Raw genomic sequence first — 23,168 nt, forward strand, 5'->3', positions numbered from 1 at the left:
GGTCAGGCCCCCGCAGCGCCCTGGGGCGCGCGGGCGGCCTCGCGCCGGGCGCGCAACTCGGCCAGGATCAGGCGATGCGCGGCAAGGTCGGCCAGGTTCGCCATCAGCGCCAGCCGCCTTTGCCCGGCCAGATCGTCCAGCACCGGCGCCAGTACGCCGCGCGGGCCGACCAGCCGGTCATGATGCGGACGCAGATGGGCGATCAGCGCGCCAAGTTCCATGCCCTGCAGCGGCTCGGGGCTGGCAAGGGCGCCGGAATGGATCAGCATGTCCTGCGTCACGCGAAAGCCAGCGGCATCGGCACGGGACAGCGCCGGGTGGGTCGCGGCAAGATCAAGGACCGCAAACGCGGCCATCAGGCGACTGGCCGCGTCGGGGGCATTCCTTGCGCGCTGGAACAGCTCGACCACCGGGGCAAGATCGGCGGCGACCGGGCCCAGCGGGATATGGTCCGCACGCATCGCGCTGGGACGAAAGGGCGTGCAGCGCCAACGCGCGCCGTGGCGGGGATCGGCGATGCGCCAGCCGGCAATGGCCATGCCGCGCCCGATCTCGGCCATCCAGCGCAGCAGCCGGCGCTGGACGTCGCCATGCGCCTGACCCAGCGCCTGTTCATGGGATGCGGCCTGCAAGCGATAGATGACCTCGGACAGCTTGCCGGCTTCGTTGCCGTGAAAGCTGACGCGGGCATCGGGAAGGTCAGGCCCGGCCGAAAGTTCGGTCGGGGCGCCATCGACCGAAATGTCCGCCTCCCAGATCTGGGTGACGGGATTGCGCAGGAAGAAGCCGACCAGGAATTCGCGCTGATCCGCGTCAGCAAGCGATTGCCTGACCGCATCCGGCGGGCTCTCCGCCTTGAGCGAGGCGCGGATGTCATAGGGGATCCACATGGCCAGCTCCTGCCTTAAGTCGGGTTACTCGACGATCACCTTGCCGCGCATGAAGGGATGGGGCGTGCAGGTGTAGTCATAGGTTCCGGCCTCGTCGAACTTGATCGCATAGGCCTGGTCCTTCTTCAGCATCTCGCCCTTGAAGGCTTCTTCGCCGACCACGCCCTTCTTGAAAGCGACGTTGTGGGGCATGACGTCGTCATTGATCCAGACGACCGTATCTCCGGGCTTCACCTTCACCTCGGGCGTGTCGTATTTCATCTTGGCGATGCGGATGACCACCACGGCCTCGGGGGCCTCGGCGGCGGCGACGGGCTTTTCATTCGGGATCGAGATCTTGTCGGCGGCGAAAGCTCCGGTCGCGGTAAAGGCGGCCAAGACCACGGCGGACAGGGCGATCCGGGGTTTCAGAAGGAAGTTCATGGAATGCTCCTGCAAGGAATGGGCCGGACGCGGGGATGCCGCGCCCGGTTGCAACGTCAGCTGGCTTTGCCGACGATGGGGGAAATGGTGCAGTGATAGGTCATGGCGTCATCTTCGGCGCCGAAGCACCAGATGATGTCATTGGCGAATTCGGGGCGATAGACGGGCAGCTCGCCTTCGGTATTCAGGCAGGCGCAGCGCCCCGAGACGTTCTGGCCGCAGCAGTCGCGATAGGCGATCAGATAGCTTTGGCCATCCGTCGGGTTATAGCAGCTTGCCACCCACGAGGCCGAGGCCAGCTTGGTCCCCGGCGGGCAGTTGGTCAGCGAACCGCCCGAGCAGTCGCAGATGTTGCCGTCGATCGAGCAGTGACGCCAATAGTCGCAGGCCTGCACGTCATTGTCCTGCGGCACGAATTTCGCGCGCGGATCAGTGCCCTCGGGGGCGCCGGCCGCATTGGCGCGACTGACGCGGCCGCGACGGTCCACCGGCAGCAGCGGCACGATCGCCGCCCCCATCAGGACCGTGCCAAGCCTGCCGATGGCGCCCCGGCGGCTGGTGCGCCCAGCGACGCGGCGCGACATCTTTTCGACCAGGTTGTCGAAATTGAAATTCCCCAGCATCGTTTATCCTCCCTCTGCTTGGGGTTGAGACCGGACGGCCGGGTCAGGCCGCGTTCTTCTTGCGGCTGGTCATGAACTGCTGAAGCGAGGCAAAGCCGGTCTTGTCGGCCTCCAGCAGGCTTTCCAGGTGCTCGCGCGTGTTGGTCAGGCCCTTGGCGCGGATCACGCCATCGCTGTCCAGAAGCACGCCATAGGGGATCTTGCCGACCTGGAAGGCCATGCCGATCTCGGCCGAGACGACATAGCGGATCTGGCCCAGGTCATGGGTTTCCAGGAAGCGGGCATGTTCCTCGGGTGCGCCATCGCTGATCATCACGACCCCGATCTTTTCCGCGCGGGCGATCGATTTGATGATCGGGAACAGCTTGTCGCAGACCGGGCAGGTTGGCGCGGTGAACATCAGCAGCGTGGGACGCCCGTCGACCGACGCGCCGCCGATCCGCGCGCTGCGGCCGAAATAGTCGGGCAGCTCGAATTCGGGGGCCTTGTCGCCAATGTCGGGGCCGTGATCGGTGATCATCGCGCCCATGGGCGACGAACGCTCGTGCAGCAGGCCCACCTGTCGCATGAGGCCCAGCATCACCACGACGAGGCCAAGGACAGCGACCCACAGCAGGATGTTGGAAGCAATAAGGAAAGTCATGTCAGCGGCCTTTCGTCGAAGAAGCCCGGTTGTTCATGGCGACAAGGCCGCCAAGCATTTCTGCGCCAAGGTAAAGCAAGGTCAGGGTCAGACCCGCGACCAGTCCGGTGGCAATCTCGCCCGGACCCGCCGCCCGCCCAGTCGCCAGCAGCGCACCCGCGCCAAGCGCCAGCGCGGTCAGGACCACGTTGCGCCCGACGGTCGCCCAGCTGATGCGCTGCTTCATACCGTTGCGGAAGCAGCCGCAGTCGATCTGGCTGCGGCCGCGCAGCACGTTGATGGCGATGGCCAGCCCGAAGACCGCCAGCAGCGCCGCCGCCACTAGCGCGGCGGGCCGCGCCAGCGGGCCGATCAGCAGCCCGGCCGCGACGGCCAGTTCGACCACCGGCAGGAACATCGCGACGGGACGGGCCAGCGCGTCGGGCAGCAGGCGGAAGTTGCGGACGACGCCGTGGAACTCGTCAATGGCGGTCAGCTTTGACAGGGCGGCGCTGGCGAACAGCACCGCAAGGAAGCTGCGCAGCGTCCAGGCCACCACGGGTTCCTGCACGATCTCCAGCATCTCAGGACCCCATGTCATGGGTCGTCAGAACCTGCGGTCCGCGACCCAGATGGGTGACATTGCGCAGTTCCTTGCCCGAGGCGGCGTCATAGATGTAAAGCGTCTGCGCACTGGCGGACAGGCCGTAAAGCAGCGGTTCGGCATCCTGGCTGACGTTGATCGAATCGACCTCATGGCCCAGTTCGATCTTGCTGATCCGCTCGCCCGTGGCGGCGTTCAGGACGACCACGAAACGGCTGGCGGACTTGTGGCGCCACTGATCGCGCTGGTCGACCAGCAGATAAATCCGGTCCGAGGCGCGGTGATAGGCCGTCTGCTGCCAGCCGCCCGGACGCCAGTTGTCGGCGCGTTCTTCCGCGGTCAGGGCCTCGATCGGCTCGCGGAACGTGGCCTTGTCGCCGGTCAGGTCCATCTGGAAGATCTTGCCGGTATAAGTCGGCCAGACCAGCCGACCCGCCCGCATGGAATAGGCGGGGTGGTTGATCAGCAGTTCGTCCTCGCCATGGAAGACTTCGGTATTCGTGACCTTGGGCTCGCCGCCCGAGATATCGACCCGCGCCAGGCTGCCATCGCGGCAGTTCATGTAGAACACGCTCGGGGTGGCCGGGAAGATGTGGTAGCAGTCCGGCACATCGACCATGCGGTCGAACTTCTTGTTCTCAAGATCGACGATGCCGACCGCTGGCGAGGGCGAGAATTGATAGAACAGCAGCTTCTTCTTGTCGGGCGTCAGCGCGTTCATCCACTGATAGGTGCCGATCAGGAAGCGCGAGGCCTCGGGCAGCTCGATATCCGCGGTAGGCTCGAAGGTCTGCGGATCGAAGACCTCGACATAATCGGTGCGGGTCCCACGGGCGATGCGGGAAAAGACCGTGCTGGCCTGCGCGATGAACGAACCGTCATCGGCAGACAGCGGCTGGGTCATGAAGCCGCCATCGGTGATCCCGACCACGCGGCCGGTTTCGCCATCGATCGCGAATTGCTGCGAAATCGCCGCGAAATGCGCCGGATCCTGGACATAAACGCGACGGTCGTCCGGTTTCGGCGCGCTCAGCACCGTGGGCTCGTCGGCCTCACCTGCGGCAAGCTGGCGCGCGGCCTCGGCGGCGTCGCGCTGCCCTTGGGACTGTGCCGCGGCATCCTGCGCGGCGGCCGCGCCGATCGCCATGGCCGAGGCCAATGCGCAAGCGCCGGCAAGGGTCAGGTATCTGGGAATTTGTCTGCTGCTAGAAGCCATGGTGTCCTCCCTGTGATGGCTCCCGGGCCCCGGCGACGGATCGCGGGCCGAGTGGGTGAATTTCGGTGGGATCGGGGTCCGTCAGGCCAGCGCGAGAACCGCGAAGGCTGCGCCAAGCGCCGTCAGGATCGCACCGTCCAGGATCGCCGCGCGTTCCTGATTGCGGCCAAGCCAAGCCTGGATCTGGTAATCCGTGACCGGGAACAGGTTCACCGCGACCGGCAGATAGCGGCCCAGGTTGAAGACGGCGATGATCGCGATGGCTGCGGCCAGGTTGCCGGTCAGGATCGCGGCGGCGGTCATCATGTAAAGCAGGGGCGTCTGCACATAGGTCAGGTAATCCAGACCCAGCGACAGCCCGTAAAGCCCGCCCACGACCCATTTCGGGAACCGCTGGCGTGCATCATGGGGCACCTGCGCCCGGCGCTGCGGATAGGGGACGCGCAGGAAGTCCAGTTGATGCGCGCCATAGACCAACCCGATCAACGCCAGCACCGCCAGCCCGAAACCGGTCGAGAATCCCTGGAACCTCGCCAGACCGCCGATCGCGCCCAGCAGCGTGCCAAGGATCAGCGCACCCGCGGCATAGCCCAGCCCGTGCATGGCGAATGTCGGCAGCCAGTCCCTGACTGCGCGCATGCCCCGCCCTGTCGGACGCAGAAGCGAAATCGAGGAATAGCCGCAAGGCGACCAGGTCGACAGCAGCCCACCGGCAAAGGCGGCGCCCAGAACCACGGTCCAAAGGGCGGTGCCGGTATCTGCCCGCGCCTTCAGGGCAAGCCCGGCCAGTCCGCCGACGATCAGGCTGCCGACTAAACAGGCAACTCGCCCTATGCGCGAAAAACTGTCGGGAAAGACGGTGCAATCCTGCACGCCAACGGTCTCACCCTGAGAAACTGAAGTCACCTCACGCCTCCTATCGTTCGGTATCTTCGAGAAATCGCCAGCGCGATATCACCCATTAACCCGACAAAAAGGCAGATTTCTCATACAGATGTATAACTGCGCCCGCTTCCGGTCGGGGGAAACCCGGAATTTCGGCAGGAGGGGCTGCAAAAATGCAGGGACCACGATTCATGGTTAAGATAGTCAAGTAATTGTTAGGAAATTTGCATTCCACTCAGGAAAAATCGGACAGCATAATCTGTCACAAAAAGTCGTCCTTTGGTGGCAGAGGTGCTGATTTTTTCCGCATTGCGAAAAGAGTGGGCAACCATGCGGACAGTTCTCTCGCGACAGGATCGTCGCGCAAATAGGGCTGGGACAGCAGCCAGACCTCGCGCGCGACGGTGATCGGCGTCGTGAGCAGATCGGCGCGGGCCGAAAGCCTGTGCGCCATGGCTTCGGGCAGGACGCCGATCGCACGGCCGCTCGCCAGCAATTCGCGGATCAGGTTCAGGTCCGATGTCTCGACCCGCGGCTGGCGGTTGCCTATCGTGTCGAACATCTCGACCATCTCGGGCATGTCGATCATGGCTTCGGGATAGGTGACCAGCAGAGGCTCGTCCGCGCCGGTCCGGGCGGGCTGCACCAGCACGAAGTTGATTTGCCCGATCCGCCGCATCAGGAACGAACCCTGCTTGGGGCGTCCCAACCGCAGGGCGAAATCCGCCTCCCAGCGGGACATGTCGACATTCTGGTCCGAGGTGTCGATGCTAAGCGACAGGTCGGGCAGCGCCGTCAGAAGCTGCGGCAGGTGCGGGGCCAGCCAATGTTCGGCGATGGCGGCGATGGTCGACAGACGGAACTGCCGTTGCAGGTGGTCGTGACCGCGCAGGGCGCGCCGGATCTCGTCCGCCGATTTCTCCATTTCACGCAGGTTGCGCATGATCGCGGCACAGGCCTGCGTCGGACGCCGCATCCCGTCCACCGCGTCGAAGAGCGTCAGGCCCATCTCGGTTTCCAGCCGGTTGATACGCCGGCCGACGGTGGTTTCGTTGATCTGCAGGATACGCCCGGCCCGCGTGAAGGAGCCGGTCTTGCAGACGGCGGAAACGATCCTGAAATCATCCCAGTTCATGCGGGCTGCTGCCTTTCCTTGCGCGCCCCAAGGGACGAAGAGGAGGGGTCGGTGAAAGCAGCGCCCGCATAGACCACGGGCCGGGTCCGGGCAAGGCGGTCCCAGCCTGCGACGGGGCCGAAGGATCCGGCCCCGTCGGCGCGGGTCAGGACAGCGGCTTGCGGTTCCCGACATGGCGTTCGACCAGCCGGCGCGCCATTCGGCCCGGCACCAGCATCCGCGCGGGAACCGGGTCCGGAACGCCCGCGGCCAGTTCCGGGAACAGGGCCAGGATCTCGTCCCGCGCCTGCGGTCCGACCGACTTCAGCGCCTCGGGCCCGGTGAACAGTGACTCCGTCTCGGCCCCGTTCGATGACACGATTTCGTGCCGGTCGAACAAGATGTGGAAATACTCGACCGCGCGTAGATCGGTTGCGATCTCGACCCCGTCCAGCCCCAGCAGATGTTTCGCGGCCACCAGAAGCTCATCGGTGCCGAACATCCGCTGCGCGATCCGCGACCGGACCAGCACCCGGTGTTGGGGCGAGACCAGCAGGTCAGCTGACGGAACCCCCTCGCCAAGTGCGCCGGCGCGGATGCGGACAGGATGGAGATGCGCCGGGATCCCAAGGCGCGCGCCCCCCAGCCTTGCCGAGCCGGTCCAGCGGATGGGCTGCAGGCCATGATCGCGCGTACGGACAAGATCGCCTTCGCGCAGGAGTTCCACCGCGACGGGCCCACGCTCGGTCCCGATCAGGGTGCCCCGCGCGAAGCAGGCGAATTCGGCCAGCGGGATCGGGGTGTTGAAGCTGGCCGTGCCTTCGGACCGGGTGATGTCGCCGCCGAAGGCATTCGTGATCTTTCCGTCGATGATCGGAAAGACGACCGGAACCTGATTGTCCGGCCCCACATACATAGTGACGGTCTGGATGGTCGTGCCGTCGATGACCACCGTGTCGCCGTAATAGATCAGACCGATCGCCTGCGGCACGCCGTCGATGGTGACGGTGTCGCCGGTATTGACCGCAATTGTGCCGTCGCCATTGTCGGTCAGCGTGACCTGAATCACGTTCGCGGACAGGTCATAGGCAGGCCCGCTGGAGCCGTAGACGCTGCTGTCGAAGGTCCAGCCTGGAATATGATCGCCCAGTTCCGTCAATTCGACGTTCCAGGCCGACAGGTTGATCGGCATCTTGTTTCCCTGTGATGTGTGCGCGGCAAGCATTGATTGTGCTCGGCGATTCCTGTCAACGGGGCCGCGCGTTGGCCCGCTTGGTCATCCCCGGCCCGCGTCATTTTTGCCCCGCATCGGCGCGCGCGGGGTCGCTGCCGCCCCATGCCAGCCCATATGCAAAACATCTGAACGTCGGCTTAAACCGATATTATACGTCTTGCCCCCGGCATGTGAGGGTCGGACCCAAGGGGAATCATCGATGTCATGAAGGGCGGGTCGCGCAAGGCGATCCGGGGGGCCGCGGCGGCGGCCTCCGGGCAGGTTATGGCCTGCCGCGGGGGAGACAGCGGGGTTTTCCGACCCGTCGGCCCGGGAGAGGCCGAGCAGAAGGAGACCAAGCATGATCATCGATACGAGCTGCTATCCGACGGACGTGGTCGATCTCGCCTGGCAGCATGACGGCGAGCCGTTCAGCGGCGAGCGGCTGATCCAGATGATGAACGGACCCTATACGATCAATGGCAAGCCGCGCCGGATCGACAAGGCCTTCATCCAGCCGCCGCAGGGCAACACCATCTATACCTGGACGGATGGAGAGCTGGACGGACGCCAGTCGATCGAGGCCTACATGGCCTATACGCTGAAGATGGTGCAGACCTATCCCGACCGCTTCATCGGCTGCTTCGTCTATAATCCGCGCTGCGGCGTGGCGAATGGTGTCGAGGCGATCGAACGCTATGTGACCCAGCATGGCTTCAAGATGGTACAGTTCCAGGCGAACATGCATGCCTATCGCCCGGACCGGGCCAAGGACTGGCTGCGCCCCGCGCTGGACAAATGCGCCGAGCTGGGCGTGATGGTGAAGGTCCATACCGGGGACGGCCCCTATTCGATCCCGTCGGAATGGATTCCGCTGATCAAGGAATATCCGCAGATCGACTTCATCATGGCCCATTTCGGGGTCCAGACCGGCGGCGTCTATACCTTCGAGCCGTTCCAGTGGGCGATGGAATTCCCCAACGTCTATTGCGAGTCGAGCTGGTGCCTGCAGTCCCGGATCGTGGAATTCGCCAAGGACCTGCCGACCCACAAGATCCTTTACGGCTCGGACACGCCGCCGAACGAACCGGGCATGTGGCTGAACCTGCTTGAGGTGCTGTGCCACGAGCCGCCCCAGGGTCTGAACCTCGATGAAGCCACGCTTGAGGATTACCTGGGCAACAACCTGGCACGGATGATCGGGATCGAGCCGACCCCCCATCCCGCCACCTACGAGGATGCAGTCGCCGAACTGGAGCGTCACGGCATCGAGAACAAGCACTACCTCGCCACGCTCGTCTGAGAATTCGGAGAACCTGCATGATCATCGACACCCACCTGCATCCGACCAACCTGGTCGACGAGGCCTGGCGCCACACCGGCGAGCCCTTCACCGGCGAACGGATGCTGAAGTTGATGGACGGGCCCTATATGATCAACGGCAAGCCGCGCCGGATCGACATGGGCTTCATCCAGCCGCCCCCCGGCAATACCGGCTATCGCGACGGCAACCGCCGCGGCCGCGATGGTATCCGCGATTACATGTCCTATGTCGCGGAACTGTGCCAGAAATATCCCGACCGCTTCATCGGCAACTTCAACTTCAACCCGCGCTGGGGACCGGAAAACGGCGCGCTCGAACTGGAATTCCACGTCAAGGAATACGGTTTCAAGATGCTGAAGCTGCATTCCAACATGCACGGCTATCGCCCCGACCGGGCGCTGGAATGGCTGCGTCCGGCGATGAAGATGTGTGCCAAGTACAACATCGTCGTGCTGATCCATACCGGCGACGGGCCCTATTCGATCCCGACGCAGTTCTATCCGATCATCCGCGAATTCCCGATGGTCAACTTCATCATCGGCCATTTCGGCATCCAGACCGGCGGCAACTATTCGTTCGAGGCCTTCTGGATGGGGATGGACACGCCCAACGTCTATTGCGAATCCGGCTGGTGCTTCCAGTCGCGGATCGTGGAATTCGCCAAGCAACTGCCGCCGCACAAGATCGTCTTCGGCACAGACTCTCCGCCGAACAACCCCGGCATGTGGCTGCGCGAGCTTGAGGTGTTGTGCTCCCCCGCACCGCAGGGGATGAACCTCAGCGAGGACATCCTGGAAGACTACCTGGGCAACAATATCGCCCGCCTGATCGGCATCGAGCCAACCAAGCCTCCCAAGGACCTGGCCGAAGCCGAGAAACGCCTCACGGCGACCTACGTCTGAGGCGGAAGGGTGCGGGGCCGGCCCCCCGCACCCACCCCCACCACAAATCACCCAGAACCCCCGAGGGCGAGATGCGCGAGTCACAGGATTTCCAAAGCTTTGTCGCCAATTACCGCGAGCGTTTCCCCGACGATATCCTGGACCTGCCCGCGCCCCTGGCCGACGGTCAGGATGTCGCCGCGATCGTCGAGGCCCTGGCCCTGCAGGGACGCGCGCCGATGCTGGCCTGCGCCAGCGTGCCGGGCAGCGACTGGCCGCTGGTGACGAATGTCTTCGCCTCGCGCCAACGCATCGCCCGCCTGTTCGGTGTGGGGGTCGAGGACCTGCACGCGGAATACCAGCGCCGCGCCAATGCGCCGGTCGACCCGGTCTTCGTCAATGACGGCGCCGTGGCCGAGGTGGTGACCGAGGGCGAGGCGGTAGACCTGTCCGCCCTGCCGATGATCCGCCATTTCGACAGCGACCGCGGCCCCTATGTCACCAATGCGATCATCGTTGCCTCTGACCCTGAAACCGGTATCGCGAACCTCAGCTATCACCGCTCGATGCGACATGCGCAGTCGGCGCTGGCCACCAGCCTGCATTCGCGCGGCCACCTGTGGCGCATGTACCAGACCGCACGCGAGGCAGGGCGACCGTTGCCCGTTGCCATGGTCATCGGTGCGCATCCGCTGTTCATGCTGGCCGCCTCGGCCCGCGTCGCCTTTGGTACCGATGAACGCGCGGTGGCTGGCGGCCTGATGCAGGCCCCGCTTGAGATGATCGCGACCCCGCGCCACGGCATTGGCGTCCCGGCCAATGCGGAGTTCGTGCTGGAAGGCAATCTCGACCCCGAGGCCCATGTCGCCGAGGGACCGTTCGGCGAATTTTCGGGCTATTCCTCGGACCGCTCGACCAACACGCTGTTCCATGTCACCGCGATGATGCGCAAGCGCGCGCCCTGGCTGGTCGACGTGGTCGGCGGCGCCACCGACGAACACCTGAACCTGGCCCGCCTGCCGCGCGAGGCCGAGATGCTGGAAAAGCTGAAGGCCCGCTTTCCCTCGGTCACCGGGCTGCACTATCCGACTTCGGGGACGCATTTCCATTGCTATGTCCGCATCCGCCAGACCCGCCCCGGCGAGGCGCGCCAGGTCATGCTGGGGCTGCTGGGCTGGGATCCCTATCTGAAGACGGTGATCGCGGTCGACGACGATATCGATGTGACGCAGGACAGCCAGGTCCTGTGGGCGCTGGCCACGCATTTCCAGCCCCATCGCGACATGTTCACCGTGGACGGCCTGCCGGGCAGCCCGCTTGATCCGTCCTCGACCGCGGATGGCACCACCTCGCGGCTGGCGCTGGACGCCACCCGAGGGCCGGATTTCCACGGCATCCGCGCGGTGCTGGACGCGGGCGCGCGCGACCGGGCGCAGGCGTTGCTGCGGGGTCTGGAGGGGGCGCGGCCATGAACGCCCATCACCTGCCCGACCCGCCACGGCGCATGGTGGTGGGTATCAGCGGCGCTTCTGGTTTCGTCTATGGGCTGCGCCTGCTTGAGATACTGCGCGAACTGGGGATCGAGACCCATGCCAGCGTCACCCGTGCCGCGCTGCTGACCATGACGCACGAGACAGGCTTCAAGCTGTCCGACATCGAGGCGCGCGCCGACTATCTCTATCGCCCCGACGATGTCGCGGCCAGCATCTCCAGCGGGTCGTTCAGGACCATGGGCATGATCGTCGCGCCCTGCTCGATGCGGACGCTGGCCGAGGTGGCGCAGGGTGTGACTTCGGGCCTGGTCAGCCGCGCGGCCGAGGTCACGCTGAAGGAACGCCGCCGGCTGGTGCTGATGGCGCGCGAGACGCCGCTGACGCAAAGCCACCTCGCCAACATGCTGCGGGTCACCGAAATGGGCGGCATCATTGCCCCTCCGGTGCCCGCCTTCTATGCCCGCCCGCGCTCTCTGGACGAGATGGTCGACCAGACGCTGGGCCGGGTTCTGGACCTTTTCGACCTCGACGCCGCGCAGGTGCGACGCTGGGTCAAGACACCCTGACTTCCAAGGGAGGGAAGACCATGCAGAAGACGGTGAAAGACAAGATCCCGGTCACGGTACTGACGGGCTTTCTGGGCGCGGGCAAGACCACGCTGCTGAACTATATCCTGCGCGAGAACCACGGCATGAAGATCGCGGTGATCGAGAACGAGTTCGGCGAGATCGGCATCGACGGCGACCTCGTCATCGGCAGTACCGAGGAAATCTTCGAGATGACCAATGGCTGCGTCTGCTGCGTGGCCGAGGCTCGCGACGATCTGTTGCGCGTCATCCGCCAGTTGCTGGACCGCCCCGACCGGCTGGACCATATCATCATCGAGACCAGCGGCCTTGCCGATCCCTATCCGGTGGCGCAGACCTTCTTCCTGGACGACCCGATCCGGGATGAAACCAATCTGGACGGCGTCATCGCGCTGGTCGATGCCAAGCACATCCTGCGGCATCTGGACGACGCCGATGTCGATGCTCTGGACAACCAGGCCGTGGACCAGATCGTCTGCGCCGACCGGATCGTCATCAACAAGGTCGACATCGCCACCGAGGCCGAGATCGCCGAAGTCACCCGCCGGGTGAAGAAGCTGAACGAGACCGCCGAGATCGTCCGCTCAAGCTTCGCGCAAATCGACCTGGGCAAGATCCTTGGCCTTGCCGCCTTCGACCGCAACCGCACGATGGCGGCCGAGATCGACCTTGATGGCGGCCATGATCATGTCCACCATCCCGCGCCCTGGGACCGCGACGCCAGCCACAGCCACGACGCCTCGGTCAGCTCGGTCGGAATCGAGCTGCAGGGCCACATGGACCCCGCCGCCATGACCCGCTGGCTGGACGAGATCCGCCACTCGGACACTGCCGACCTGTTCCGCATGAAGGGCATCTTCTCGGTCAAGGGCGACGACTACTGCTATGTCCTGCACGGCGTCCACGGCGAGATCGAGTTCCGCCCCAACCACCCGTGGGCGGATGAGCCAAGATGCAACAAGATGATCGTGATCGGCCGGAACCTCGACCGGAACACCCTCACCCAGAATCTGAAGAAATGTCTCGCAGCCGCGTGAAAGCACAAAGGAAAACGGCTGACGAGAAGGAGAATACCGAAGTCTGAGAGGGACATCCCAAGGGAGGGGATCATGACGAAGACGAAGGGAATACATCCGGTTGACGAAATCCTGCCGCTGCGGCCCATGCTTGCCTTGGCGCTTCAGCATCTTGCCGTGTCCTATGTCGGCTCGGTCGCGGTGCCGCTGATCATCGCCAATGCGCTGGGTTTCAGCCAGCACGACACCATCCTGTTGATCAGCGCGACCTTTTTCTGCTCGGGCGTGGCGACGCTTCTGCAGACCATCGGCTTCTGGCGCTTTGGCGTGCGGCTGCCGATCATGAACGGCGTGGCCTTCAGCAGCGTCTCGGCGATCATCGCCATCGGCACCATGCCGGGTGTCGGGATCAGCGGCGTCTGCGGCGCGGTGATCCTGGGCGGCATCCTGATCACCCTGATCGCGCCACTGGCCGGACGGCTCCGGCGGTTCTTTCCGCCGGTCGTCACCGGCTGCATCGTGACCGCGATCGGGGTCCAGCTTCTGCCGGTCGCCTATCAATGGGCCGGAGGCGGGCATGGCAACGCCAATTTCGGCAAGCCGGGATACCTGGCCATCGCGCTTCTGGTGCTGGTCACGATCCTGCTGTTCAACCGCTATGGCGGGCCGCTGATGCGCAACCTGGCGGTGCTGGGCGGGCTGACCGTGGGTGCGCTGGTCGCCGTCCTGTTCGGCATGGGCGACCTGACCCCCATGCGCGAGGCGCCCTGGCTGATCGCGCCCGCGCCCTTCGAATTCGGGATGCCGACCTTCGCGATCCTGCCCTTCGCCACGATCTTCATCGTCATGCTGGTGCAGACCGTGGAATCCATGGGCCTGTTCATCTCGATCGGGGATCTTGTCGAACGCGAGGTGACCCCTGGCCAGGTCGCGGACGGCATCCGCGCCAACGGGCTGGCCAGCGCCGTCGCCGGGGTGTTCGCGGGCTTCCCGTTCATCGCCCATATGGAGAATGTCGGTCTGGTCATCCTTAGCGGCGTGCGCAGCCGTTGGGTGGTGGCACTGTGCGGGCTGATCTTCTGTGTCGTCGCCTTCTTCCCGAAATTCGGCGCGATCCTTGCCGCGGTGCCAGCCCCCGCCCTGGGCGGCGCGGGCATTGCCATGTTCGGGATCGTCGCGGCGGCGGGCATCCAGTCGCTGGCCAAGGTCGACTACACCAACAACCGCTACAATATGCTGATCGTCGCGCTGACGCTGGCGATGGCCTTTATCCCGATCCTGCAACCCAGCCTGTTCGAGCAGCTGCCCGGCTGGTCGCAATCGGTCCTGCACAGCTCGGTCGTCGTGGCCTGCGTCGTCTCGGTCGTGCTGAACTTGCTGCTGAACGGCGCGGATGGCGAGGGCGACCACGCCCATGCCCCGCTTCAACAGGCCTGAGTCTGGCAAGTCACAGGAATTGCGTGTGAATGCCTGACAGAAGGGACCGGGTCCATCGGATCCGATCCCACCTATCCCGCCAGAGAGGACAAGATGAGCAAGACCGAACCTATCTCTGTTCCCGCGCGCCCGATCCTGCTGACCGGGGGGCGGATCGCCGCGGCGGACGGGACGCTGACCCGCGCCGAGATCCTGATCGATGCCGCGGGGCGGATCGCCGAGATCGCCGCCAGCATCACCCCCCCGCCCGAGGCGCAGCGCTTCGACGCCACGGGTTGCCTAGTCACGCCGGGCTTCGTGGATGTTCACCAGCATCTGGACAAGACGGGCGTGCTGCGCTTTGCCCCGAACCCCTCGGGCACGCTGCAGGGGGCACGGGACGCCTTTGCCGCCTATGCCCGGCAAGCCCCGCCCGAAGACATCTTCCGCCGCGCCTCGAAGACCATCGCGCAATGCCTGTCGCGCGGCACGCTGGCGATCCGCAGCCATGTCAATGTCGACAAGGATGCGGGCTTCAACGGCATCGAGGCACTGGCCCAGTTGCGCACCGACTGGTCCGACCGTGTGGCCCTGCAGCTTGTCGCCTTCATGACGCCGCATCCGGGGCAAGACCTGGCCTGGCTCGCCGCAAATATCGACCGCGCCGCGCAATCGGCGGATGCAGTCGGCGGCACACCGGCGGTGGCCGAGGATCCCGACCGCTACCTTGACCTGATCTTCGAGGCGGCGGCGCGCCACGGCCTGCCGGTCGACCTGCACATGGACGAGCATCTGGACCCGAACCGCCTGCATTTCGCCAAGGTGTTCGACCGCGTCCGCCGCTTTGGCATGCAGGGACGCACGGTGCTGGGCCACACCTCGGTGCTGAGCGCGATCCCGCGCGCCGCCTTCGAGCCGATCATGGCCGAGATCATCGATCTGGGGATCGGCCTTGTCACCCTGCCCGCTGCGAACCTGTATCTGCAGGGCCGCAGCGCCGACGAACTGCCGCCGCGCGGCCTGACGCGCGTGGCCGAACTGATCCGGGCAGGCGTGCCGCTGGCCACGGCCTCGGACAATATCCAGGATCCGTTCGTACCCAGCGGATCGGGTGACCTGCTGGAAATGGCCCGCTGGACCCTGCTGGCAGGCCACCTGAAGGGGGATGAGTTGGCCACGACCTATCGCATGATCACCGAGATCCCGGCGAAGCTGATGGGACTTCGGGACCATGCCATCGAAAAGGGCAGTCTGGCAAACTTCAACGTCATGCGCAGCGACGATATCGACACGCTGGTCGCGGGCGGGCCTTCGGCGTCCAGCATCTTCGCGCGCGGGCGGCTGGTGTCGCAGGATCCCCGTTCGGCGTTGCTGCCGGCCTGAACTGGCTATCACGCAAAAGCGCCGGCCGACACGTTCCTGAGTCGACCGGCGCATCCCGTTCCGCCCGGTGCCTCAGCCTTTCGGCAGGCGCATCAACTCGATCCGGGTGCCCTGCCCCAGATGGACCTGATTTCGCGCGATCCGGGTCATGCGCGACGTGCCCTCGGGCGCGCCGGTATTCGGGTTCACGTCGAATTTCGGATAGTTCGAGGACGAGACGTCCAGCCGCAGCCGGTGCCCTTTGGCGAACAAGTTCGCCGTGGCAAAGGGGTTGATCTCGATCTCGATCACGCCTTCATCCGCCGCGACCGGCTCGGGGCGATCCCAGCCCTCGCGATAGCGCAGTCGGAAGATCCCGTCCGAGATGATCAGCGCATAGCCGCGCGGGTAATCCGCGCTTGGCGGATAGACATCGACCAGCTTGGCGGTGAAATCCGTGTCCGGCGCGTCGGTCGAAACCGCCAGCCGCACCACCACCGGGCCGACCACGGCCAGCTCCTCGGCCAGCGGCGCGGTTTCGAAGCTCAGCACGTCGGGGCGCGCGGTCAGCGGCATCCCCGGATTGCGGCAGCCATAGAATTCCGGCGCCTCGACCTGATCGAAACCACCGCCCGTAAAGATCGGCTCGCCCGAGGTCAGCGCCCCTCCGATGGTCGGCACCGGGTCGCGCGGGTCGAAGTCATAGCCAAGCACGGCACCGGTTTCGGGCGCGTCCACGGCAAGGCTCATGTCCGGGCGGGGGTAAAGGACCAACGGTTCGGCAGCCGGAATGGGCCAGTCCGGCGCTTCGATCCAGTGACCGCCGTGGTCCAGATGTCCTGCCGACGTGCGCGTGCCGCTGCCCCCGCCCATCAGGAAGACATGGGCGCGGCCGTCCTGCGCGGGCTGATCCTCGTCCTTCAGCCAGCGGGCGAAGAATTTCAGCCGATACGTCAGCCAGTCGCGGTCGATCTGCCCGTCGAAGGTCGCGGCGGGGCCGAAATCGACGTCGCCGAAGGTGCTGCGCGAGCGGTTGCCATGCGTCCACGGCCCCATGATCAGGGTCAGCGGCCGCGCCGGATCACCCTTCAGCCCGGCGTAATTCTCAAGCGTGCTGGGGACATAGACGTCGTACCAGCTGGACATGAAGATGATCGGAACCTTTGGGAAGGTAGCGTAATGGCCCGCCGCCCAAAGCCCGGTCCGCTTCCAGAAATCGTCAAAGGTGCCGTGCTGCCACTGTTCCAGCACATAGGCTTCGAAATCAGGATCCCACTTGATGGGCGAGCGGCCCTTGGTCCAGGGCGTGCGGGCCATCCAGCCGGCCAGATCCTCGGCCTCGATCGCGGCCAGAACCCCGGGATCGCTGGCGGCAAGCGGACTGTCCTTGGCGTGGCTATAGGCCCAGGTGACCTGCTTCATCTCGAAGGCGCCACCCTGACGGATGCCGCAGCTGAACGCGTTCGAGAAACCGCCGGAATCGACGGCCATGCAGGCAAGGCCCGGTGGGTTCAGGCAGGCCATCGCCATCTGCACATGCGCGTCATAGCTGAGGCCCATCGTTCCGATCCGGGAATTGTTCCAAGGCTGCGCCTCGATCCAGACCATCGCGTCGAAACCATCCTCGGCCTCGTTCACATATTTGGTGAAGCGCCCTTCCGAGGCGAAGCGACCCCGGCAATCCTGCCAGATCACGATGTAGCCCTGCCGGACCAGCAGCACCGCGAGATCGGCCCGCGATTTCGAGACCGGCTCGGCCACAGAAAGCTCGGTCCGGGGGGTGCCCGACTTGTCATAGGGGGTGCGCTCGAAGATCACCGGCAGGGGATCTTCAAGCGGGCGGCCGCCCGACGCCGGACGATAGATGTCGGTCGCCAGACGGACGCCGTCCCGCATCGGGATCATCACGTTGCGATGGACGACGACATCCTGGGTGACCGGCTCGGCCGGCGTCAGGGCGACCAGGGGCATCACTTCGCGGTCCTCACGTTCTGGGGCAGCGTGTATTCGGACAGGCCCGCTTCCAGCGTCAGACCCTGCTTCATCGCCCAGTCGATCTTCTGCCAGTAAAGCGGCACGATCGGCGTCTTGGCGAAGGCGATGCGGGTGGCCTCGGCCAGCAGTTCGTTGCGCTTGTCCAGGTCGAATTCGGATTGCGCCTTGCTGAGCGCCGCGTCGAATTCCGGCGACGAGAACCGCATCCGGTTGAACGCGCCCGTGCCCGCTTCCTTGTCATAGGTGCGGATCAGCGAACCCAGCATCGGCGCGGCCGTGGGGGTCGAGGAGCCCAGCGAGAACACGAAGGCGCCATAGGCCCCGGCGGTCGCGTCCTTGGAATAGACGTTATAGGGGAAGACCTGCACCGCGTTCACCTTCAGCCCGCCGCGGGTCAGCATCTGGCCGATCGCCTGCGCCAGTTCGGCATCTCCTGGGAAGCGGTTGTTGGACGACACGACCGTGATCCCGAACCCGTCGGGATAGCCCGCCTCAGCCAGAAGCTTCTTTGCCTCGGCCGGATCGGGGGTCTGCGGTTGCAGGTCGGCCGCATAGCCACCCAGAACCTCGGGAACGATCTGCGCGGCCGGCACGCCCGCGCCGCCCAGCAGGCGGTCGACGATCAGCTGTCGGTCCAGCATCAGCGACACGGCCTTGCGGACGCGTTCGTCCTTGAACGGGTTCACCGTCAGCGGCTTGCCCTGAAGGTCGGTCACGCCCGGCGCGGTATCGCCGCGCATGCTGAGCGCCAGATAGACGACGCGACCCGACGGTTCTGACAGGATGGTGAAATCGCCGCCCGAGGAAATCTGCGTGGTGTCGGCCGGCGGGACCGAGTCGATCAGATCGACCGCGCCAGACAACAACGCCGCGACCCGCGCCGCGTCGTTCGAGATGAACTTGATGTCCACGTCCTTGAACTCGGGCTTGTCGCCCCAGTAGCCGTCATAGGCCTGCAGCTTCAGATCCTCGCCCGGCGTCCAGGACACGAACTTGTAGGGGCCGGTGCCGATGGCGGCGGTGCCCGCGTTGAAATCCTCGGTCGCCTTGCCGTCGCTGGCGGCCTTGCTGATGATGAAAACGCGGCCAATATCCTCGATCAGGGCGGGATCGGGGATCTTGGTCGTGATCTTCAGCGTCAGGTCGTCGACCTTTTCCAGCTTGTCGATATTCGACACCATGTCGCTGTAGGGCGCGGGCGAATTCGGGACGTTCGGCGCCCGCTCGAGCGAGAAGATCACGTCATCGGCGGTGAAAGGGCTGCCATCCTGGAAGGTCACGCCCTCGCGCAGCTTGACCTGCCAGGTCAGCGGGTCGAGATTCGTCCATTCGGTCGCAAGGCCGGGCGAGATCTGCAGGTTGCGGTCGAACTTCACCAGCTCCTCGAAGATCATGTTCGAGGTGTTCTGGTTGTTCCCCGTGCGCGAGAATTGCGGATCGATCGAGGATTGCTCGGCCGCAAGCCCCATGGTCAGCTGCTGGGCCGAGGCCGACAGCGCCGTCCCGCACAGAAGTGCGGCCAATGCCGCCGTCTTGAAAAGCGTGGTCATGGTGTTCCCTGTCATTTGTCGTTGCTGGTATTGCGTTTGATCGCGCGCAGGCCCGCGCCCCCGTCCAGGTGACAGGCCGCGGAATGGCCACCCGCGAAATCCTTCAGCGCGGGGCGGGTGGTCTTGCAGATGTCCATGGCAAACGGGCACCTGGGGTGGAAATGGCAACCGCCGGGCGGGCTCAATGGCGAGGGGATCTCGCCCTTCACGGTCGAGAAGGTATGGCCCCGCCGGTCGATCCGCGGCACCTCGGCCAGAAGTGCGGCAGTATAGGGATGGCGCGGTCCTTCCGGGCCAAAGATCTCGTCCGTGGGCGCGCTTTCGACGATGCGTCCCAGATACATGACCACGACCCGGTCCGAGATGTGCTGGACCACGGAAAGATCGTGGCTGATGAACAGCAGCGTCAGTCCAAGATCGCGCTTCAGTTCCATGAACAGGTTGATGACCTGCGCCTGGATCGAGACGTCCAGCGCTGCGATGCTTTCGTCGCAGACCAGGAAATCCGGCTGCACCGCCAGTGCCCGCGCGATGCCCAGCCGCTGGCGTTGCCCGCCCGAGAACTGGTGCGGATAGCGGCCCGCGACCGCCGGATCCAGTCCGACCCGCGCCAGCAGGTCCGCGACCAGCGCATCGACGCCCCCCGCGGGCAGAAGCCCGTGGACGCGCGGCGCCTCTCCGATGATCTGGCGGACGGTCTTGCGCGGGTTCAGCGAGGACATCGGGTCCTGGAAGATGATCTGCGTGCGCAGGCGCATCTCCATGCGGTCCCGACCTTTCAGCGACGCGATGTCGCGGCCCTGCCGTTCGACAACCCCGCCCGAGATCGGCAGCATTCCGGCGATGGCGCGGCCCAGCGTGGATTTTCCGCAGCCGGATTCGCCGACTAGGCCCACGACCTCGCCCTTCATCACCTCAAGGCTGACATCGTCCAGTGCATGGACGGTCGGAGGTGGCGGCGATCCGGCCAGGCGGCCCACGAAACGCTCGATCATGTCGGGCTTGCGCTGGAAACGCTTGCTGACGTCGCGTGCCGCGGCCAGCGGCGTGGCGGCTTCGGTCCCGCTCATGCGACAACCTCCATCGGGTGAAAACAGCGCCAGCCGTGATTGTCCGTCCCGCTTTCGGAGGGTTCGTGCAGGCATTCGGCGGAGGCACGCGGGCAACGGGGGCGGAAGGGACAGCCTTCGGGGCGGCCCAGCGGTGGAGGTGCGGCACCGGGGATCTGGCGCAGCGGCTCTCCGCGGCGGTTCGCCATCGGGGTCGAATCGATCAGCCCGCGCGTATAAGGATGGCGCGGATGGTCCAGAACCTGCGCAGTCGGACCATGTTCGACGATCCGGCCCGCATACATGACCGCGATCTTCTGGGCCAGCGCCGCGACCACGCCGAGGTCATGGCTGATCCAGATCATCGCAAGGCCCATCTCCTGCGACAGCTTCTGCATCTCGGCCAGGATCTGGCTTTGGATCGTCACGTCCAAAGCGGTCGTGGGTTCGTCCGCAATGATCAGGTCGGGTTCGTGCAGAAGTGCGATGGCGATCGCGACGCGCTGGCGCATCCCGCCCGAAAATTCATGCGGATAGGCGTCGATGCGCTCTTCGGGATGGGGGATGCCGACCTTGGCCAGCGCGGCAAGCGCGCGGGCGCGGGCCTCGGCCCGGCTGACCTTGCGATGGGCGCGGACGGTCTCGATCATCTGCGTCCCGATCTTCAGCACCGGGTTCAGGGTCATCATCGGATCCTGAAAGATCATCGCGATGCGGTCGCCGCGCAGTGCGCGCAGGCGCTTTGGCCCGGCGGCGCGCAGATCCTCGCCGCGATAATCGATCCGCCCCTCGACCACGCGGCCGGGCTTGTCGATCAGGCCAAGGATGGAAAAGCCGGTAATCGACTTGCCCGAGCCGCTTTCGCCGACAAGGCCCAGAATCTCGCCGCGCTTCAGTTCCAGGTCGACGCCGTCCACGGATTTCACCGTGCCCTTCGGCGTATCAAACCAGGTCTTCAGGCCCTCGACCTTCAGGATGATGTCGTCGGTCATTGGGCAAGCCTCGGGTTCAGGACCTCGCGCAGGCGGTCGCCCACGACGTTGATCGAAAAGACAAGGGTCAGAAGCAGCAGGCCCGGGAACACGCTCATCCAGTAAAGCCCGGCCAGCAGCACCTGATAGCCATTGGCGATCAGCAGCCCCAGCGAGGGTTCGGTGATCGGCAGGCCGATGCCGAGGAAGCTGAGCGTCGCTTCCGCCGCGATGGCATGGGCGACCTGGATCATCGCGATCACGATCAGCGGCGGCAGGCAATTGGGCAGGATATGCGACAACAGGATGCGCGTGGGCGACAGGCCCAGGCAGCGCGCGGCCTCGACATAGTCCTTGCCGGTCTCGATCATGGCCGCGGCGCGGACGGCGCGCGCGAAATAGGCCCATTGCACGAAGATCAGCGCCAGGATCACCTTCCACGTCCCTTGGCCAAAGATCACCAGGATCATCAGCGCGACAAGGATCGTGGGCAGCGACAGCATCAGGTCGACGAAGCGCATGATCAGCGTCTCGACCCAGCCGCGGGCATAGGCGGCGATCAGGCCCGCCAGCGTGCCGACCAGCATCGCCAGCATCCCCGCGGTGACGCCGACCCAAAGCGAGGTCCGCAGCCCGTAAAGCATGGCCGACAGCATGTCGCGGCCCTGCGTGTCGGTGCCCAGCCAATAGGTCATGCCCCCCATCGAGGTGCTGCCGGGCGCCAGCTTGCTGTCGAAGAAATCGATCGCCCCAAGGTCATAGGGGTTCTGCGGCGCGATCCACGGCGCCAGCAGCGATGCCGCAACCAGGATCACGCAGAGAAGCGCCGCGATGGTGGTCTTGGGGCTGGAAAGGATGCCGCACAGCAGGCGGGCGGACAGGGTGTCGCCTTGGGCGATTGCCCGGAACAGGGTCGAAGCCATCACTGACGCCCCCGGATGCGCGGGTCGAGCGCCGAATAAAGGATGTCGACCGTGAAGTTGATGAGGCTGAACAGGCAGACGATGACCAGGATATAGGCCACGATGATCGGACGATCGAGCCCGTTGATCGAATCGATGATCAGCTTTCCGACGCCCGGCCATGCGAAGATCGTTTCGGTCACGACGGCGAATGCGATCAGCGACCCGAACTCGACCCCAAGGATGGTGATGATCGGGATCATGATCGTCTTCAGCACATGCACAAACAGGATGCGCCGTTCCGAGATGCCACGAGCACGCGCGAATTTCACGAAATCCAGCGGCATGGTTTCCTGCACGCCCGTCCGGGTCATGCGGATGACCAGCGCGATCTGCGCCAGCGCAAGATTCGTCGCAGGCAGCAGCAGGTGCTGGATACCGTCCCAGGTCGCGAAGCTGGTGGTGATGCCCAGGATGGTTCCCGTCTCGCCCCGCCCGGTCGAGGGCAGCCAGCCCAGCCAGACCGAGAAGATCATGACCAGCATCATCCCCTGCCAGAAGTTCGGCAGCGAGAAGCCCAGGATCGAACCGGTAACGATGGTCTCGTCCGTGGTTGATCCGGGCCGCGTCCCGGCCAGAAGCCCGAGCGGCAGGCCAAAGACCAGCGACAGCACCAGCGCGGTGATGGTCAGCTCCAGCGTGGCGGGCAGGCGTTCGAAGATCACGTCCAGCGCCGGACGGTTGAAGACGAACGAATTTCCGAAATCGCCATGCAGCGCCGAAGACAGGAAGCCGAAATATTGCAACGGCAACGGCTGGTCGAGATGCAGCGAAGCCGCAACCTGCGCCCGCTCGGCCAGGCTTGCATCGGCCGGCAGGAGGATTTCCAGCGGGTCGCCGATGGCATAGACGCCCAGAAAGACGATGACCGAGGTCAGCAGAAGAACCAGCATGGTCTGGACCAGCCGCCTCAGGATAAAGACCGTCATGGGCGCAGCCCCGCCGCGGAGCTGCCGATTGGGTGGCTCATGT

At 65.2% G+C, this 23,168-nt stretch carries 22 protein-coding genes; 7 read left to right on the forward strand and 15 right to left on the reverse strand.

Annotation, left to right across the window (positions count from 1 at the left end):
• Nucleotides 1-2: 2 nt before the first annotated feature.
• From mauJ to ACO2Q4_RS15645, 9 genes are all read right to left on the reverse strand, one after another.
• Nucleotides 3-890 (reverse strand): methylamine utilization protein MauJ, encoded by an 888-nt coding sequence (mauJ, locus tag ACO2Q4_RS15605; protein WP_423320422.1) that lies wholly within the window; start codon nt 888-890, stop codon nt 3-5.
• A gap of 24 nt (nt 891-914) precedes the next feature.
• A complete protein-coding gene (locus ACO2Q4_RS15610) occupies nt 915-1,313 on the reverse strand; it encodes an amicyanin (RefSeq protein WP_423320424.1) in 399 nt (132 codons plus the stop codon).
• Nucleotides 1,314-1,369: 56 nt separating this feature from the next.
• Nucleotides 1,370-1,936: a methylamine dehydrogenase (amicyanin) small subunit gene (gene mauA / locus ACO2Q4_RS15615; RefSeq protein ID WP_311759616.1), complete on the reverse strand. Its 567-nt coding sequence runs from the start codon at nt 1,934-1,936 to the stop codon at nt 1,370-1,372.
• A gap of 43 nt (nt 1,937-1,979) precedes the next feature.
• Entirely contained in the window at nt 1,980-2,579 is a 600-nt protein-coding gene (mauD, locus tag ACO2Q4_RS15620) for a methylamine dehydrogenase accessory protein MauD (protein WP_311759617.1), read from the reverse strand.
• A 1-nt stretch (nt 2,580) separates the two neighbouring features.
• Entirely contained in the window at nt 2,581-3,159 is a 579-nt protein-coding gene (locus ACO2Q4_RS15625) for a MauE/DoxX family redox-associated membrane protein (RefSeq protein ID WP_423320426.1), read from the reverse strand.
• Entirely contained in the window at nt 3,143-4,378 is a 1,236-nt protein-coding gene (mauB, locus tag ACO2Q4_RS15630) for a methylamine dehydrogenase (amicyanin) large subunit (RefSeq protein ID WP_423320428.1), read from the reverse strand. The genes ACO2Q4_RS15625 and mauB overlap by 17 nt, the downstream gene beginning before the upstream one ends.
• Before the next feature lie 81 nt (nt 4,379-4,459).
• Nucleotides 4,460-5,284 carry a methylamine utilization protein MauF gene (locus tag ACO2Q4_RS15635; RefSeq protein ID WP_423320430.1) on the reverse strand — a complete coding sequence of 275 codons (825 nt, stop codon included), beginning with the start codon at nt 5,282-5,284 and terminating at the stop codon, nt 4,460-4,462.
• A 241-nt stretch (nt 5,285-5,525) separates the two neighbouring features.
• Nucleotides 5,526-6,398 (reverse strand): LysR family transcriptional regulator, encoded by an 873-nt coding sequence (locus ACO2Q4_RS15640; RefSeq protein ID WP_423320432.1) that lies wholly within the window; start codon nt 6,396-6,398, stop codon nt 5,526-5,528.
• Between the two features lie 145 nt (nt 6,399-6,543).
• Nucleotides 6,544-7,569, reverse strand: a complete 1,026-nt coding sequence (locus ACO2Q4_RS15645; RefSeq protein WP_423320434.1) for a Hint domain-containing protein — start codon at nt 7,567-7,569, stop codon at nt 6,544-6,546.
• Between the two features lie 382 nt (nt 7,570-7,951).
• On the opposite strand from ACO2Q4_RS15645, the gene ACO2Q4_RS15650 reads away from it, so the two are divergent.
• From ACO2Q4_RS15650 to ACO2Q4_RS15680, 7 genes are all read left to right on the forward strand, one after another.
• Nucleotides 7,952-8,893, forward strand: a complete 942-nt coding sequence (locus ACO2Q4_RS15650; RefSeq protein ID WP_311759623.1) for an amidohydrolase family protein — start codon at nt 7,952-7,954, stop codon at nt 8,891-8,893.
• Nucleotides 8,894-8,910: 17 nt separating this feature from the next.
• Nucleotides 8,911-9,816 carry an amidohydrolase family protein gene (locus ACO2Q4_RS15655; RefSeq protein WP_311759624.1) on the forward strand — a complete coding sequence of 302 codons (906 nt, stop codon included), beginning with the start codon at nt 8,911-8,913 and terminating at the stop codon, nt 9,814-9,816.
• 71 nt (nt 9,817-9,887) lie between these two features.
• Nucleotides 9,888-11,267, forward strand: a complete 1,380-nt coding sequence (locus tag ACO2Q4_RS15660) for a UbiD family decarboxylase (protein WP_423320437.1) — start codon at nt 9,888-9,890, stop codon at nt 11,265-11,267.
• Nucleotides 11,264-11,854, forward strand: coding sequence for a UbiX family flavin prenyltransferase (locus ACO2Q4_RS15665; RefSeq protein ID WP_423320439.1), 591 nt, complete (start codon nt 11,264-11,266; stop codon nt 11,852-11,854). The genes ACO2Q4_RS15660 and ACO2Q4_RS15665 overlap by 4 nt, the downstream gene beginning before the upstream one ends.
• A 20-nt stretch (nt 11,855-11,874) precedes the next feature.
• A complete protein-coding gene (locus ACO2Q4_RS15670) occupies nt 11,875-12,912 on the forward strand; it encodes a CobW family GTP-binding protein (protein ID WP_423320441.1) in 1,038 nt (345 codons plus the stop codon).
• 72 nt (nt 12,913-12,984) lie between these two features.
• Nucleotides 12,985-14,328, forward strand: a complete 1,344-nt coding sequence (locus tag ACO2Q4_RS15675) for a nucleobase:cation symporter-2 family protein (RefSeq protein ID WP_423320442.1) — start codon at nt 12,985-12,987, stop codon at nt 14,326-14,328.
• 93 nt (nt 14,329-14,421) lie between these two features.
• The gene (locus tag ACO2Q4_RS15680) at nt 14,422-15,690 is read left to right on the forward strand and encodes an amidohydrolase family protein (RefSeq protein ID WP_395133982.1); all 1,269 of its coding nucleotides are present in this window, start codon (nt 14,422-14,424) and stop codon (nt 15,688-15,690) included.
• A gap of 72 nt (nt 15,691-15,762) precedes the next feature.
• Here ACO2Q4_RS15680 and ACO2Q4_RS15685 read toward each other — a convergent pair whose 3' ends face one another.
• Genes ACO2Q4_RS15685 through ACO2Q4_RS15710 form a run of 6 tightly spaced genes read right to left on the reverse strand, consistent with a single transcriptional unit; the run spans nt 15,763 to nt 23,125 of the window.
• On the reverse strand, nt 15,763-17,640 hold the full coding sequence (locus ACO2Q4_RS15685) for a CocE/NonD family hydrolase (RefSeq protein WP_423320445.1): 1,878 nt from the start codon (nt 17,638-17,640) through the stop codon (nt 15,763-15,765).
• Nucleotides 17,640-19,214: an ABC transporter substrate-binding protein gene (locus tag ACO2Q4_RS15690; RefSeq protein ID WP_423320447.1), complete on the reverse strand. Its 1,575-nt coding sequence runs from the start codon at nt 19,212-19,214 to the stop codon at nt 17,640-17,642. Before ACO2Q4_RS15690 ends, ACO2Q4_RS15685 begins: the two co-directional genes overlap by 1 nt.
• 11 nt (nt 19,215-19,225) lie before the next feature.
• Nucleotides 19,226-20,284 carry an ABC transporter ATP-binding protein gene (locus ACO2Q4_RS15695; RefSeq protein WP_423320449.1) on the reverse strand — a complete coding sequence of 353 codons (1,059 nt, stop codon included), beginning with the start codon at nt 20,282-20,284 and terminating at the stop codon, nt 19,226-19,228.
• The gene (locus ACO2Q4_RS15700; protein ID WP_423320451.1) at nt 20,281-21,255 is read right to left on the reverse strand and encodes an ABC transporter ATP-binding protein; all 975 of its coding nucleotides are present in this window, start codon (nt 21,253-21,255) and stop codon (nt 20,281-20,283) included. Before ACO2Q4_RS15700 ends, ACO2Q4_RS15695 begins: the two co-directional genes overlap by 4 nt.
• Nucleotides 21,252-22,157: an ABC transporter permease gene (locus ACO2Q4_RS15705; protein WP_423320453.1), complete on the reverse strand. Its 906-nt coding sequence runs from the start codon at nt 22,155-22,157 to the stop codon at nt 21,252-21,254. Before ACO2Q4_RS15705 ends, ACO2Q4_RS15700 begins: the two co-directional genes overlap by 4 nt.
• Complete coding sequence (locus ACO2Q4_RS15710; RefSeq protein WP_311759635.1) at nt 22,157-23,125, reverse strand: ABC transporter permease; 969 nt, start codon at nt 23,123-23,125, stop codon at nt 22,157-22,159. The genes ACO2Q4_RS15705 and ACO2Q4_RS15710 overlap by 1 nt, the downstream gene beginning before the upstream one ends.
• Nucleotides 23,126-23,168 lie beyond the last annotated feature (43 nt).

It is taken from the genome of Paracoccus sp. KR1-242 (genome assembly GCF_049446195.1).
Taxonomy (GTDB): Bacteria; Pseudomonadota; Alphaproteobacteria; order Rhodobacterales; family Rhodobacteraceae; genus Paracoccus; species Paracoccus broussonetiae.

Coding starts and splice junctions, on each gene's coding strand:
- mauJ (WP_423320422.1), bottom strand. CDS start 890: ATGTGGATCCCCTATGACATCCGCGCCTCGCTCAAGGCGGAGAGCCCG.
- ACO2Q4_RS15610 (WP_423320424.1), bottom strand. CDS start 1,313: ATGAACTTCCTTCTGAAACCCCGGATCGCCCTGTCCGCCGTGGTCTTG.
- mauA (WP_311759616.1), bottom strand. CDS start 1,936: ATGCTGGGGAATTTCAATTTCGACAACCTGGTCGAAAAGATGTCGCGC.
- mauD (WP_311759617.1), bottom strand. CDS start 2,579: ATGACTTTCCTTATTGCTTCCAACATCCTGCTGTGGGTCGCTGTCCTT.
- ACO2Q4_RS15625 (WP_423320426.1), bottom strand. CDS start 3,159: ATGACATGGGGTCCTGAGATGCTGGAGATCGTGCAGGAACCCGTGGTG.
- mauB (WP_423320428.1), bottom strand. CDS start 4,378: ATGGCTTCTAGCAGCAGACAAATTCCCAGATACCTGACCCTTGCCGGC.
- ACO2Q4_RS15640 (WP_423320432.1), bottom strand. CDS start 6,398: ATGAACTGGGATGATTTCAGGATCGTTTCCGCCGTCTGCAAGACCGGC.
- ACO2Q4_RS15645 (WP_423320434.1), bottom strand. CDS start 7,569: ATGCCGATCAACCTGTCGGCCTGGAACGTCGAATTGACGGAACTGGGC.
- ACO2Q4_RS15650 (WP_311759623.1), top strand. CDS start 7,952: ATGATCATCGATACGAGCTGCTATCCGACGGACGTGGTCGATCTCGCC.
- ACO2Q4_RS15655 (WP_311759624.1), top strand. CDS start 8,911: ATGATCATCGACACCCACCTGCATCCGACCAACCTGGTCGACGAGGCC.
- ACO2Q4_RS15660 (WP_423320437.1), top strand. CDS start 9,888: ATGCGCGAGTCACAGGATTTCCAAAGCTTTGTCGCCAATTACCGCGAG.
- ACO2Q4_RS15665 (WP_423320439.1), top strand. CDS start 11,264: ATGAACGCCCATCACCTGCCCGACCCGCCACGGCGCATGGTGGTGGGT.
- ACO2Q4_RS15670 (WP_423320441.1), top strand. CDS start 11,875: ATGCAGAAGACGGTGAAAGACAAGATCCCGGTCACGGTACTGACGGGC.
- ACO2Q4_RS15675 (WP_423320442.1), top strand. CDS start 12,985: ATGACGAAGACGAAGGGAATACATCCGGTTGACGAAATCCTGCCGCTG.
- ACO2Q4_RS15680 (WP_395133982.1), top strand. CDS start 14,422: ATGAGCAAGACCGAACCTATCTCTGTTCCCGCGCGCCCGATCCTGCTG.
- ACO2Q4_RS15685 (WP_423320445.1), bottom strand. CDS start 17,640: ATGCCCCTGGTCGCCCTGACGCCGGCCGAGCCGGTCACCCAGGATGTC.
- ACO2Q4_RS15690 (WP_423320447.1), bottom strand. CDS start 19,214: ATGACCACGCTTTTCAAGACGGCGGCATTGGCCGCACTTCTGTGCGGG.
- ACO2Q4_RS15695 (WP_423320449.1), bottom strand. CDS start 20,284: ATGAGCGGGACCGAAGCCGCCACGCCGCTGGCCGCGGCACGCGACGTC.
- ACO2Q4_RS15700 (WP_423320451.1), bottom strand. CDS start 21,255: ATGACCGACGACATCATCCTGAAGGTCGAGGGCCTGAAGACCTGGTTT.
- ACO2Q4_RS15705 (WP_423320453.1), bottom strand. CDS start 22,157: ATGGCTTCGACCCTGTTCCGGGCAATCGCCCAAGGCGACACCCTGTCC.
- ACO2Q4_RS15710 (WP_311759635.1), bottom strand. CDS start 23,125: ATGACGGTCTTTATCCTGAGGCGGCTGGTCCAGACCATGCTGGTTCTT.